Annotated in this window: 11 protein-coding genes; 7 read left to right on the plus strand and 4 right to left on the minus strand. The window is 58.4% G+C overall.

What is annotated here, in order from left to right:
- Window positions 1-144: 144 nt before the first annotated feature.
- The 3 genes from ABIZ35_RS18970 to ABIZ35_RS18980 all read right to left on the minus strand — a co-directional run bounded on the left by ABIZ35_RS18970 (window position 145) and on the right by ABIZ35_RS18980 (window position 5790).
- Complete coding sequence (locus ABIZ35_RS18970; protein WP_348221487.1) at window positions 145-1494, minus strand: hypothetical protein; 1350 nt, start codon at window positions 1492-1494, stop codon at window positions 145-147.
- A 261-nt stretch (window positions 1495-1755) separates the two neighbouring features.
- The gene (locus ABIZ35_RS18975) at window positions 1756-2271 is read right to left on the minus strand and encodes a copper amine oxidase N-terminal domain-containing protein (protein WP_348221488.1); all 516 of its coding nucleotides are present in this window, start codon (window positions 2269-2271) and stop codon (window positions 1756-1758) included.
- 222 nt (window positions 2272-2493) lie between these two features.
- Window positions 2494-5790: a family 78 glycoside hydrolase catalytic domain gene (locus tag ABIZ35_RS18980; RefSeq protein WP_348221489.1), complete on the minus strand. Its 3297-nt coding sequence runs from the start codon at window positions 5788-5790 to the stop codon at window positions 2494-2496.
- 155 nt (window positions 5791-5945) lie between these two features.
- On the opposite strand from ABIZ35_RS18980, the gene crtI reads away from it, so the two are divergent.
- Window positions 5946-7451 (plus strand): phytoene desaturase family protein, encoded by a 1506-nt coding sequence (crtI, locus tag ABIZ35_RS18985; RefSeq protein ID WP_348221490.1) that lies wholly within the window; start codon window positions 5946-5948, stop codon window positions 7449-7451.
- 61 nt (window positions 7452-7512) lie between these two features.
- Complete coding sequence (locus ABIZ35_RS18990) at window positions 7513-7887, plus strand: hypothetical protein (protein WP_348221491.1); 375 nt, start codon at window positions 7513-7515, stop codon at window positions 7885-7887.
- Window positions 7888-8212: 325 nt separating this feature from the next.
- On the opposite strand, the gene ABIZ35_RS18995 is transcribed toward ABIZ35_RS18990, so the two are convergent.
- Window positions 8213-8926 (minus strand): hypothetical protein, encoded by a 714-nt coding sequence (locus ABIZ35_RS18995; protein WP_348221492.1) that lies wholly within the window; start codon window positions 8924-8926, stop codon window positions 8213-8215.
- A 326-nt stretch (window positions 8927-9252) separates the two neighbouring features.
- Here ABIZ35_RS18995 and rpsB point away from each other — a divergent pair, with 326 nt between their 5' ends.
- The 5 genes from rpsB (at window position 9253) to ABIZ35_RS19020 (ending at window position 13316) form a co-directional block, all read left to right on the plus strand.
- Window positions 9253-10149, plus strand: a complete 897-nt coding sequence (gene rpsB / locus ABIZ35_RS19000) for a 30S ribosomal protein S2 (RefSeq protein WP_348221493.1) — start codon at window positions 9253-9255, stop codon at window positions 10147-10149.
- Window positions 10150-10264: 115 nt separating this feature from the next.
- Window positions 10265-11122 carry a translation elongation factor Ts gene (gene tsf / locus ABIZ35_RS19005; protein ID WP_348221494.1) on the plus strand — a complete coding sequence of 286 codons (858 nt, stop codon included), beginning with the start codon at window positions 10265-10267 and terminating at the stop codon, window positions 11120-11122.
- 3 nt (window positions 11123-11125) lie between these two features.
- On the plus strand, window positions 11126-11872 hold the full coding sequence (gene pyrH, locus ABIZ35_RS19010) for a UMP kinase (RefSeq protein WP_348221495.1): 747 nt from the start codon (window positions 11126-11128) through the stop codon (window positions 11870-11872).
- Between the two features lie 65 nt (window positions 11873-11937).
- Window positions 11938-12498: a ribosome recycling factor gene (gene frr, locus ABIZ35_RS19015; RefSeq protein ID WP_348221496.1), complete on the plus strand. Its 561-nt coding sequence runs from the start codon at window positions 11938-11940 to the stop codon at window positions 12496-12498.
- Window positions 12499-12503: 5 nt separating this feature from the next.
- Window positions 12504-13316 carry an isoprenyl transferase gene (locus ABIZ35_RS19020; RefSeq protein ID WP_348221497.1) on the plus strand — a complete coding sequence of 271 codons (813 nt, stop codon included), beginning with the start codon at window positions 12504-12506 and terminating at the stop codon, window positions 13314-13316.
- Window positions 13317-13434 lie beyond the last annotated feature (118 nt).

The raw sequence follows: 13434 nt of genomic DNA on the forward strand, positions 1-13434 counted from the left end.
AGAGATGATCTCCGTCGCGCCTTCGAACCGATCGACGTAGCGCTGACTTGGATAAAGAGACGCGGAGAATTAAAATCGCCTTGCTGAATGTCCGATAACCAATAACCTGTCGATCGATTTGTGTTTAGGGAGTCAGGACCAACTTTAAAGATGCTTTCCCGAAAGTTCGGCTCTCCACCAATCATAAACGGGCTGAGCGTAGTCATTATGTCGATCAGCGAAATCTTGAGGTAACCCAGGCATTGTCAGTCCAGGGATGAGACGCCCTAATGTTGTGATTGCATTGAAGGCGACTATGTTATCCGGATCCTGAAGCGCAATGATCAGATAAGGAATGCTCGTTTTGTCTGCTAATTTTACCAATTGCGCGCTCACCGCCTTGCGCGTTGATTGGTAAGGACTGAAGAGGAGCTTATTCAGATCGACGATAGTGCTTGGCAGTTGGGCAGACGGACCAATATCATCCTTTGCGAGATGCTTACCCGAGAGTTCATCACTCCACCATTGGTAAACGGGTTTTTCAGCTTCCTCTCGATGGTTATAAAAATAGGAGCCATCCTGATACACGATCCCTAAAGCGGGAATTGACTGGTGCAGCAGCGCCCAAGCGCTCGTCTCAATAATTTGTTGCGGATCGGGATCACGCATTGCTAGAAGCAGATATGGAATACTTGATTGGTTCACGAGGCGATCCAGCGAAAAGATAACCTGCACGCGCGTGAAATAGACAGGGCTGAATAACGCCTCATTGAGGTAAGGGATGGCCTCAGGTATGGTGAAGGTCGATAACCCCATGATTGCTCCCGTTGCTTCCTGGTTCTTTTGCAGCTCGTTCTCAAGACGAACGATTCTCGGGATTACGCTCACCTGCTGATTGCTCGCCAAGCCATAGAGAATTGCGCCACGCACCCTAGGGTCCGAATCATTCATATAAGGAGCCAACGCTGCGGGGAGCATTTCATCTTGATCCATCTGAATAATAGCGGCGTCAGCCTTACGCCACTTAGGATCGCTCAAGGACATAGCGACCAGCCGAATGGCGCGTGTGGACGCTGCGGTTTCCGCCGGCGCATCCGTCGCTGTCGCCGTTGAAGCCAGAGGAATTATGGGAATGGTGTTATCGCTCGGCTCAAGGCTGCCCTTCGTATGGCGAAGCACAAGGAGTACGAGGTCGCCCGGCCCAGGAGGTGAGGGGAGGTCGTTATAAGATCCCGACCGCATCTCCGGCAAGTGAACGATCAAGTCCGCAGGGGATTTCCCCATCAGGACTTGATGAATGTGAACCGAGTAAGTTCCGGCGTCTTGCAGCACGCTGAGCTTTCGAGCAAGAATCTTGGAATCAGGAGTAAAATGAACGATTACGCCAGTAATAACCAAATCAGCCGTAGAGACGGCGCTGGTGACAGAGCGTGGATAAGCTCGAAATTCCGCATCGGCGCGCGGACAAACTACTCCCGCCCCAATGGCGATCATCACTAGAAACAACCACTTCATCGTGTCCCACCTTCATTCATTTGCTGCTGCAATTTGCCGGAACCTATGGGCCAATTTACCCACAGAAAAGCCATAGAGCCAGAAAAAAAATATCCCCGATTCCACAGCGGGTTAGACCATAAAAACGCAGGCGTGTCGAAAAATAATCGACATGCCTGCGTTTCTCTGTTCTTAACCCTCGGCGGGGCCAAGGGCATCCTACTTCTTAGCCCCGCGAAGCGGCTCGCCGGAGAAGGTGTGCGCGAAACGGGGGACTCAGTCTCAGTGCTTCTTAATCGTCGTGGTCGTGGTAGTCGTTGTCGTCTTCTTGACGACGGCTTCCGTCGGCGCGGAAGTAATTAAGACAGTATGGGTGCTGGGCTGCCAGTCGACGGTCGCGCCAAGGGCCTCGCTGGCGAAGCGCAGTGGGACGTAGGTCGTCTTGCCGATGACGCGGGGCGCAACGGTCAGGGTGCGCTGAGTGCCGTCAACGAGCGCCTGATCGGAGCCGATGCGAATTCGGAACTGGTGGCCGGGACGCGCGCCCGTGACGACTTGCGAGGCCGGCTCCCACTGGATCTGGCCGCCCAGCTGCTCGAAGACGCCGCGAAGCGGCACGAAAACGCTGCCGCCCTCGGCGATGATCGGGCCTGCTCCTGCGAACGCCACACGCTGCTGATTGACGGTGACCGTCACTGCGGGAGTAGACGTCGTCTTCTGCGTCACCACCGTCGTCGTATCCGCGTGCGCCGCCGTCGCCAGCAAACCCGCCGCCGCGATCCATAACTTCGTTTTCATTCCCTGCTCCTTTTGTCGATAACCAATGTGATTGGCGCGTTCTTCCATGAACGCAAGTTCTGGCGTTAATATACCACTCAAGCCGCCCAAACGAAACGTCCGCCTGCTCGGTTGTTTTTTAATTAGTCAGGCGAAACACAAAACAGCTCCAGGAAACCAAAAGTCTCCTGGAGCTGTGATTTGTCACGAAGGGCTGAGTATGGCTTGACGCCGCGTCCAAATCTACGCCGTAAACGAATAGGTCCCAGATCCAACGGAGTACACCGCTGCGGCGTCCTCCTGGCGCACCAATGTGACGCCCCTCGACTTTTCGGCGGACAAGCCGCCTTCGGTGACCTTGGCGGAGTCGGATGTTGGGATCCAGACGGTCGCGGTGGAGTTGGCGGGAACGGTGACGTCGAGATGGAATTTGCCGTTCTGGTGGGTCCAGCTTGTGGTGATCTTTCCGTGCGGCCCGAGGTGGCTGCCCTTGGCCCAGGTGATGCCACCGACGACTTGCGGACGGACGAGGATGTGCGCGAAGCCGGGGGATTCTGGGTCCAGGCCGATGCCGGCGAGGCCCTGGAAGAACCAGTTGCTGACATCGCCGAACATGATGTGGTTGTGCGAGTCGCTCTCGGTCCACTGCTCCCACAAGGTCGTAGCGCCCTGCGTGATCCACCAGGCCCAGCTGGGCTGCTCCTTGCGGGCGACGACGTGATGGACTAAGTCGGCGCGCCCGCCGTCATTCAGAACGCGTAGGATGTATTTGGCTCCTAAGATGCCACAGTCGACATGGCCCTGCCGTTCGATGTCGGCTACCAGAGCGGCGAAGACATCGTCCCGATTGTCGGGAGCGGTCAGGCCGAAGAACAGCGGCATGGCCTGCGCGGTCTGCTCGCCGCTCGCGTACATCTTTTTGTCCGCGTGATACCATTTCGCGTTGAAGCCGGCCTTGACTCGATCGGCCAGCGCGCCGTACTTCTGCGCGTCGGCGTCCCGACCGAGCACCACAGCGGCGTCCCTCAGAATACACGAATCGTGATACATATATACGGTCGAGCTGAGTTCGCTGGGGGTCTGCGTTTTCCAGGGCAGCCAGTCGCCCAGACTGCCGAATGGGATGACGTCGCTTTCGAGACGGCCCGCGAGGTAGTCGACATAGCGTGCAATGTGATCGTAATGGCGCGACAAAATACGCTTGTCGCCGCCATATCGATAGAGATCCCAGGCGATGATAGGATAAGCGCTGTCCCAGGCGGGATGACAGCCGCCGCTTCCCCACCCGCCCGACGGAATGATATTGCCGACCTGACCGTTCGCAACTTGATTGTCCGCGACATCGTCAAGCCACTTGGTGTAGAACGACGCCGATTGGAAGTTCATGAGGCCAGCTTCCGCGGCGAGGTGGGCGTCGCCGGTCCAGCCGTTCTTCTCGCGCTGCGGGCAGTCGGTGGGGATGCTTTGGGCGTTGCTGAGATAGGACCAGCGTGTGGCGCTCTGGATCTTGTTCAGCATCTCATCGGAGCATGAGAACTCGCCGGCGCTCGCGACTGCCGTATGGGCGAACCGTCCCGTGAAGTTTTGCTTCTCAGGCTTGCCGGGGAACCCCGTCACCTCCGCGTACCGGAAGCCGCTGTAGGAGAAGCGCTGCTCCCAGACTTCGTCCGCGCCGCCCTTGCAGATGTAAGTATCCGTTTGGAAGAGCTGCTTCGGCGTGGTCTTGTTCATGTAATAGTCGATGTTCGACGTATCCAGCGAACCGTCTTTGTGGACCAATTCGCCGTAGCGCATCGTGATTGACGTTCCGGCGGGCGCATTGGCGATATGCAGCCGGACGTGCCCGGAGAAGTTCTGACCGAAATCGACGACATAAACACCGGCGGACGGCTCGGTGATCTCGACAGCCGCCAGGTCCTGCGTGACGGCGACCGGCGGGCAGCGGCGAGCCGCCAGCTTGCCAGCGGTCGCCTCCATCAGCATGGCCGGCGCCCATGCCGCCCCCGCCGCGAAGCCTGGGCGGTTCCAGCCGGGCATGTCCAGCCGCGCATCGTAAATCTCGCCGCTATAGATGCCGTCGCGCACGATCGGCCCGGTCGAACTCTTCCAGGAGCCGTCACTGACAATGGTCTTGTGCGAGCCGTTCACATAGTCTACTTCCAGCACGAGACGCAGCCGCTGCGGGCCGCGCCACGACGCATGCTCGAAGCCCCAGGTCGCCAGATCGTGGACATCGTACCATCCCTTGCCGAGCACCGCGCCCAGCGCATTGTCGCCCAGAGCCACCAGCGCCGTCACATCGTAGGTCGTGTAGAGCACGCGCTTGTCGAACGCTGTATACGCCGTGTCGCGCTCGGACGCGCCGCCCAGGCGCTTCCCGTTCAAGTAGATATCGGCATAGCCGAGACCGCAGGCGTAAAGCCGGGCGCGCTTGACGGGATCTTTGGACGTAAACTCACGGCGCAGATAAGGCGCGGGATCGGAGGACGCCGTCGGTTCAGCGGGCGGCGCGGGGACGCCCCAGGGACTGGCGCCCATCGCGGCGACCACCTGGGCGTCCGGCCAGGCGCCGTCGTTGAAGGCGACGGTATCCCAACCGGCGACTTCGTGATTGAACGCCTTCCAGCCCGCGCCGGAATCGACAATGACGGGATCGCCCTGATCCAGCATCACCACAAGGCGGCACGCGAGGCCGGCGCCGTCCTTCACATTCTCACCGACAATCGCCAGCACATTCGGACCGGCGACAATATGGGAGGTCACATCCTGGGATTTCGTCGTGCGCCAATCGTCCTCGCCGCCGCCTTTCACCACATGCTTTCCGTTCAGACGCACATCATACGCATCATCAACGGTGAAGAGCAGACGCGCGGAAACGCACTTGCGCCCGGCCGGGATATTAAATGCGCGGCGGAACCAGCGCGAGCCGTTCGGAGCGTGCGCGGTGGGATCGACGCCCGGCTCGGCAAACCAGATCCACGAGACGCCTTGCAGCGTCGCGCCGCCCGACTTGGGGCGATCCGCCTGACGCCCGATCCAGGCGCTCGACTTCCAGTCTTTCTCTTCCAGCAGTCCCATTTCCCAGTGCGCGGGCTTGCTCCAGGGGGTCGCGCCGCCAGCAGCGTCAAAGCTGCGCACCCGCCAGAAGCATTGCTGCCGGGACATCAACGGCTTGCCTTGATACTCAATATGATTGGTCGCGGATGAAGAAACTTTGCCGCTCTCCCACAGATCCACATGCCCCGAGGACAAATGCTCGGGCGTGCTCGCGACCGCAATCTCATAAGCGCTCTGCCGCCATCCTCGGGCGCTGGATTGGACGTTCCAGCTTAGACGCGGCGTGCGTTCGTCAATGCCCAAAGGATCGGTCAGATATTCGCACCGTGGGTCCTGAATCGTGGCGGCGCTCGCTCGAGACGGCTTACCCGGTTTGACGGGCGCTGCCGCAGCGCCCTCCATAGCGCCTCCAGCGATTCCTCCGGCGACAATACCTGCGGCGAGACCCATGAGTTCTCGTCGCGATAATTTATAATCAGTCATGTGATTGCTTTTCCAGTTAGGGACACCGATTGAAGATTGTGGTGTGAATTCGTGGCGATGGGACTTAAATTGGTCATGCAATACTAATTTTCCTTCTCAAAGCATAAATTCCCGAAGAATTTTCAGGGCGTCTCCTGAAGAGGTAAAATGATGAGATGGAAGTCATCGTGATCGGAGCGGGAATGGGTGGTCTCTCCTCAGGAATTCAGCTCGCGGCGCGCGGCGCGAGTGTCAAGCTGCTGGAAAAAAACGAGCGAATTGGCGGCAAACTGAACACATGGACTTCCGATGGATTTCAGTTTGACACCGGCCCTCACGTCCTGACAATGCTCTGGGCGATCGACGAAATCTTCGCTGCCGCCGGCCGCAAACTGGCGAATGCCGTCGATCTTACCCCTCTTGATACCATCTGTCGCTACCATTTCCCAGACGGCGCGACTCTGGACGCTCCCGCAGACCGAGACGCCGCAATTCGGGCCATCGCTAAGTTCGCGCCTGGCGAAGAATACGGCTTCGTCCAATTCCTCGACTACGCGCATCGCGTGTCCGACGCCACCACCGATCCCTTCCTGCGCAATGACTTCGGCGCCAGTGTCCATGGCGTTCCGACACGCGAGCAATGGGGACAACTCCGTGAGTTCTTAGCACTCAAACCCTGGCGCACGCTGCGCGATGTCGTGCGCGAACACTTCACCGACGCGCGCCTGCGGCAAGTCTTCGAGCTGTACGCGCTCTACAGCGGCTCTCACCCCGCTCGGAGTTCTGGGATTTTCGCCACCGTCGCCGACGTGCAATGGCGGCAAGTGACATATTATGTCCAGGGCGGCCTTTACAAGCTTGCCGAAGCCCTTGTCGATCTTGCGGAAGAGGTTGGCGTTTCCCTCCAGACGAACAGCGCCGTCCGTGAGATCATCGTCAAAAATGGCCGGGCGCGAGGCGTCGTCATGGACAACGGCGAGCGACGATACGCCGACGCCGTGATTTGTAATGAAGACACACTCGCCGCCTACAAAGATCTGCTCAAGCCCGAGCTACGTCCGCACTATCCCGACCGTAAGATCGACGCCATTGAGCCAAGCACCTCGGCGTTTCTCCTGCTGCTTGGCGTCCGGGGCGAATACCCGCAGCTCGCGCACCACAATTCGTTTCTTTCGAACAACTTAGAAGGCGAGTTCGAAAGCATCTTCGATCAGCATCTCCCCGCCGACGATCCCACAATCGGCGTCGCCTGCCAGAGCATCACTGATCCAACGAAAGCGCCGCCCGGCTGCTCCAATCTTTTTGTGATGACGAATCCACCCGCCCTCGGTCCCGAGTTTGACTGGAGCATGCAAGCCTCCCAATACCGAGAGATCGTTCTGAGCAAATTGGAGGCGATGGGCCTCACAGGATTGCGAGACCGGATCATGGTCGAGCAGATGTGGACCCCATTGGACTTGCAAAGCCGATACAATGCCCGGCGCGGCGCGGTCTACGGCCTCAGCTCCAATGGCTGGCGCAACGCCTTTCTGCGCCCTCCGAACGTCTGTCCCGATGTCCGAGGGCTATACTTTGTCGGCGGCGGTACGCACCCCGGCGGCGGCCTTCCCCTCTGTGCGCTTTCGGGAACAAATGTCGCTCGCCAGCTAGAATCTGATTTTCGAAAGGAATTCCTACCCTAAGAGGTACAATTCTTTATCAAAAGATAGCGCGAATCTCGATAGAGTTCTGAGGATAACTCCCATGATCTGCCACGAATGCAAAGCAAAAAACCCGGACTCCCACAAGTTTTGCGGCGTCTGCGGCAAAGAAATGAAAGCTCCCCCACCGGATGTTCTGGTGGAGAGCGACCCCGGCGCCTTCTACTGCACCAAGCACAAAAAGACCATCACCCGCCTGCGCTGCAGTCGCTGCGCCACCCCCATCTGCCCCCGCTGCATGGTCCAGGGAACCGCCGGCGCCCGCTGCAAAGCCTGCTCGCGCCACAAAGTCCCGATTCGTGTGACAGGGGTACTGCACAGCGTCGGCCAGACCGTCGAAGGCGGCCTGCAAGGCCGAGGGCGCAACGTCTGGTACATGGCCCTCTGGTATCTGATCATGGCGCTGTTTCGGCGGTAGTCTTGGGGCAACAAGCGCCCCTCATTGAAATACGGGGCTGAGAGTCATTGCGGGGTTCTTGCCGGGTAATTCATTGCCCCGCTTCTTCTTAATCACCCCACCTTGCGTCTTTCCTCCTGAAAGCCAGCGTCTCTGCGGCGGGCGACGTGCGCCACAGCTCTATCAAGCGCGGCGCTTCTGGAGTTGGTAAAGACAGTATGGTGATCGCCTTCGTTCACCAATCTCTCGCCGAATGCGCGACTCTCGCGAAGCCGCCGGCGGTTTCGGGGTAAAGATAAAAACCAAAGGCGACGTGCTCTCCGCACGTCGCCTTTGGATTATTGCCCTATACCGTCGCGGATTGACGTTTACGCGCACGTAGCACTAAAGCGCACAGCCCTATTCCCCCAAGCCACAATACCGCCATCGGCGCAGGCTCCGGTGTGCTGGTTACTGTGTGAATATCCGTGAGATGGCCCGAAATAGATCCGCTGGAGCCATCGGCATTTTGTCCGCTGAATCCAAAGTACGTCGATTGCCAGTAGGAGATGTCGTTGAGTCCGGGCCCGCTGATCACGGGATAAATGGACGACAGGGCGCCGAGAGTCGATGGGTCGGAAGTAAAAACATCGAGGTTGCTATATCCTTCCGTAATTCCATCGCCCGATGTTCCTTGTGTCCCAGCGCCAATGCTGTCAATGCCGAAGACGGAAGGATCTGTTTGCTCACCATTGAGAATGTTATATGCAAAGGGGTCCGAAAAGTCCTGAATGACGGTGTAACCGCCAAACGTCTCGACTGCAGTGACATCGCCAGGCCGATACCAGGGTAGCGAAACATATGAAGCGTGATACGGATCTTGTAAGTAATTAAAAGCATGATCGCTGAGTGTAAAGACTGCGGTAAATGTATCCCCGACTTTTACGTTGGAAAATCCATTCGCCGTATCAATAAGACCGGTGAATGTGAATGCTTGTTCGGCGTACGCGGCGGTAATTGGTGCAAACCCCAGGGTGGCGACAGCAAGGGCTGTGCATTGTAACTTTGTGATCTTCATCATTTTCTCCGTTGATTGTCACCGCGCCATAATTTGGATAACTCTAGGCTACAGTGCTCAATGTCAATAGACCAAGTTACGATCAAAATGTTGCAGATATCATAACTGGATTCTTTAGTTTTCATATTTATATAAGCCTTTACAACAGCAACGGAAACTCTTCATTTCAGACTAGCAAACGCGACTTGCGCCTTTCTTCCCTTTTATGCTATAATCACCGGGCGGAAAATTTCAATCCACACTCGCCGGGACGGAGGCGCGCGTGACTGCTTTGCAGAACGCGCCTACCGGATGAACGGCGGGGAAGTAACCAACGAGGGAGTACGATATTGTCAGTTTTGCAAATGAAGGACCTGCTTGAAGCAGGCGTCCACTTCGGTCACCAGACACGACGCTGGAACCCGAAGATGAAGCGGTACATTTACGGCGGACGCAACGGCATCTATATCATCGACCTGCACCAGACCCTGAAGCTGTTCGATGACGCCTATGCGTTCGTTCAGGAACTCGCGACCAACAACGGCAAGCTGCTGTTTGTCGGCACCAAGAAGCAGGCTCAGGAAGCCGTCGCCGAAGCCGCGCGACGCTCCCGCTCCTACTACGTCAACTCCCGCTGGCTGGGCGGCATGCTCACCAACTACCGCACCATCCTGACGCGCATCGCTCGCCTTCGTGAGCTGGAGCGTCTGGAAGCCGACGGCACGCTGGATTCGCTGCCGAAGAAGGAAGCCTTCGAGCGCCGCGAAGAGCGCGATCGGCTGGAGCGGTATCTGGGCGGCATCAAGGATATGCCCGGACTGCCCGATGCGATCTTTATCGTGGACCTCAAGAAGGAGCGCATCGCCGTTCAGGAAGCCCGCAAGCTGGGCATCCCGATCATCGCGATCGTCGACACCAACTGCGATCCCGACGAAGTCGATTATGTCATTCCCGGCAACGATGACGCGATCCGCGCCATCAAGCTGATCTCCAACAAGATCGCCGATGCGATCATCGAGATCAAGCAGGGCGAGTGGCAGGAAGCCAGCGCCACGGATGTCGAAGGCGAAGCCGGCAAGTCTGGCGACGAAGTCGATGCCGCCGCTGTCGCCGCACAGTGGGAAGAGCTTGAGCGCAAGGTCGCTGGAACCGACGCTCCTGGCATCGAAGTCACGGGCGACGCTGACGCTGTCGTTCCCACGGCGACCGCGATCGCCGAGGGCGAGGCCGCTGCCCCGTCCGCCTAGTCCAAAACACTGAGGCGGACGGAGTCTTCGGCTCCGTCCGCCTATTGTTTGTTAACCATAGCTTTTCAGCGACCGCGCTGAAAGCAAAAAATTTGATATCGAAGAGGATTTGAAGATGGCCGAAATCACTGCGGCGATGGTAAAAGAACTTCGCGAAAAGACCGACACTCCCATGATGAAGGCGAAAGAAGCCCTCGTCGAAGCAAACGGCGACATGGAAGCCGCTATTCTTTGGCTGCGCGAGAAGAACGGCAAGATGCAAGTCAAGCCAGATCGTGTTAGCGCGGAAGGCGTCGTGGAAGCGTTCCTAAACGAAACGGCAACCCTGGGCACGATCATTGAGCTGAATTCAGAAACGGACTTTGTTGCCCGCAACGAGATGTTCGGTGGCCTTGCGAAGACCCTCGCGGCGCACGCTAGCGAACACGCAACCATTGGAACTGTGGACGAGCTTCTGGACGCTATCCACTCCGGAACCGGCGCCCCGGTCCGCGCGCAGCTTCAAGAGACGTTCGCCAAACTGCGCGAGAACATCATCTTCAAACGCTTCTCAGTCTATGAGAGCACGGAAGGCACTGTAGACGCCTACATCCATATGGGCGGCAAGATTGGCGTTCTGATTGAGCTAACCGGCCAGGGTCCTGAGATCCAGGCGCTCGCCCGCGAAATCGCGATGCACATCTCGTTCACGAACCCGCAGTTCTTGACCACGGCTGAGATTCCTGCCGCCAAGGTAGACGCAGAGCGCGAAATAGTTCGCACTCGCACGATGGCGGAACCGAAGAATGCGAACAAGCCGGCGGAGATCCTGGAAAAGATCATCGAAGGCGGCCTGAGCAACTTCTTCAAAGAGACTGTTCTGCTGGAGCAGGCTTATATTCGTGAGCAGAAGCAGACGATCGCGCAGCTGATCAAGGGTAAGACCGAGATCAAGCGCTTCGTCCGCTACGAAATCGGCGAGGCGAGCGCGTAACCTATGTCTACGTCGAACCATCAACCCGGTGAGCGTTTTCCCCGGGTTCTCTTGAAACTCTCCGGCGAAGCTTTCGCCGGAGACGGTTCGCACGGCGTGATCGACTACACCGCCGTCGCCACGATCGCGAGTGAAGTGGCCGCCCTGCATAAGGCCGGCACCGAGATCGCCATTGTAGTCGGCGGCGGCAATGTCATGCGCGGCACGCTCGCCGAAAAGGCGGGCATGGAGCGCGTGACGGCCGATTACATCGGGACGCTCGGCACGGTGGTGAATGCCCTCGCCCTTCAGGATTCCCTGGAGCAGCAAGGCGTGGACACCCGCGTGCAGACAGCCCTCCCGATCCAGGCTGTTGCGGAGCCCTATATCCGGCGACGCGCGCTGCGCCATCTGGAAAAGGGCCGAGTCGTGATCCTGGCCGGCGGCACCGGCAACCCGTACTTCACCACGGACACCGCCAGCGCCCTGCGCGCCAGCGAAGTCCGCGCGAACGCCATGCTGATGGCGAAGAACGGCACCGACGGCGTCTACGACAAAGACCCGCGCCAGCACACCGACGCCGTGAAGTTCGACCGGATTACCTACACCGAAGCAATCGACCGTCGCCTTAAGGTCATGGACCTGACCGCGCTCACATTCTGCATGGAAAACAACATGCCGATCGTCGTATTCGATATCAACGTGCCGGGCAACATTCAGCGTGTCGGCGCCGGCGAACCGATTGGAACCATTGTGACGCGGGATGCGTAGTAAAGTATTAGTCTCCGGGCAACCACTTTGATACGCACCCACATTTCCGCAGGAGTATATTCCCAATGAGCCTCGCTGACTTAGCTAAGGAAGCCGAGCAGAAGATGAAAAAGACGGTGGAGTCGACGCAAAGCGACTTCTCCACCATCCGAACCGGGCGTGCAAACCCGACTCTTCTCGACGGTATTTTGGCCGATTATTACGGCTCTCCCACGCCGCTCAACCAGCTCGCGACGATCAGCGTTCCGGAATCGCGCCAGCTGGTGATCACGCCCTACGACCGCGGCGCCGTCGCCGCCATCGAAAAGGCGATCAAGAGTTCCGACATCAACATCAACCCCGTCAATGACGGCTCCAGCCTGCGCCTCTCCATTCCGCCGCTGACGGAAGAGCGCCGCAAGGAGTTCGTCAAGGTCCTCAACAAGAAGACCGAGGAAGGACGTGTCTCGATCCGGAACATCCGGCGCGACGTCAACGACCAGTCCAAGGCAATGGTAAAGAAGAACGAGGCGTCTGAGGACGAGGCGAAGCGTTTCCAGGATCAGGTGCAAAAACTGACCGACAAATACGTCGCCGAAGTCGATCATATCGCCAAGCTCAAAGAAGCCGAACTGCTGGAAGTCTGAGATCTATGGGATCGCAGAACACGCAGAACGGCTCCATCGCCGATCATTCCAAGCCCGTCACAGCCGAATCCCGCGAGACCCAGCGTCTCCGGGAGCGGCTGGACCCCGCACGCATGCCCGAGCACGTTGCCGTCATTATGGACGGCAACGGGCGCTGGGCGCGCAAGCACCATCTTCCCTCCCGCCTGCTCGGGCACCGGGAAGGCTACAAGACGACCAAGAAGATCGTCCGCGCCGCCTCCGACCTCGGCGTGAAATATCTCACCCTTTACGTTTTTTCCAACGAGAACTGGCGACGCCCCAAGCATGAGACCGACGGCCTCATGACCTTGATCGAGCACGCCACACGCACGGAGCTGCTGGAGCTGCACGAAAACGGCATCCGCATGCGCTTCCTCGGACGCCGCGCGGAGCTCACGCCCTCGCTGCGCAAAGAGATCGAGCGCGCCGAAGCCCTGACCGAAAATAATCCCGGCCTCGTGCTGAACCTCGCGCTGAATTACGGCGGCCGCGCCGAGATCGTAGACGCCGTCCGAAAGCTGGCCGAAGCGGCCGTGCGCGGCGAGATCGATCCGGCGAAGATCAGCGAAGAAGATGTCTCCGCTCATCTCTACGCGCCCGAAATGCCAGATCCCGATCTGCTGATTCGAACTGCCGGTGAGCTGCGTGTGTCCAACTTCCTGCTCTGGGAGATCGCGTACTCTGAGATGTGGGTCACCCCCACCCTCTGGCCAGACTTTAGCGCCGAGCATTTGGTGCAGGCGATCGAAGATTATCAGATGCGCGTGCGAAAGTTCGGCGCGGTGGTGAATCCGTAGAAGGATACGCACGACGCGCGATAGCCCGGCCCAAAAACGTCGGCGAGATTAAGAATGGCCGGCGAATGAATTCGCGCCTGCAAGTACAGTCACCCGCCTTCGCGGGTTCAGAAACGTG

It is taken from the genome of Capsulimonas sp. (assembly GCF_039929585.1).
Classification (GTDB): Bacteria; Armatimonadota; Armatimonadia; order Armatimonadales; family Capsulimonadaceae; genus Capsulimonas.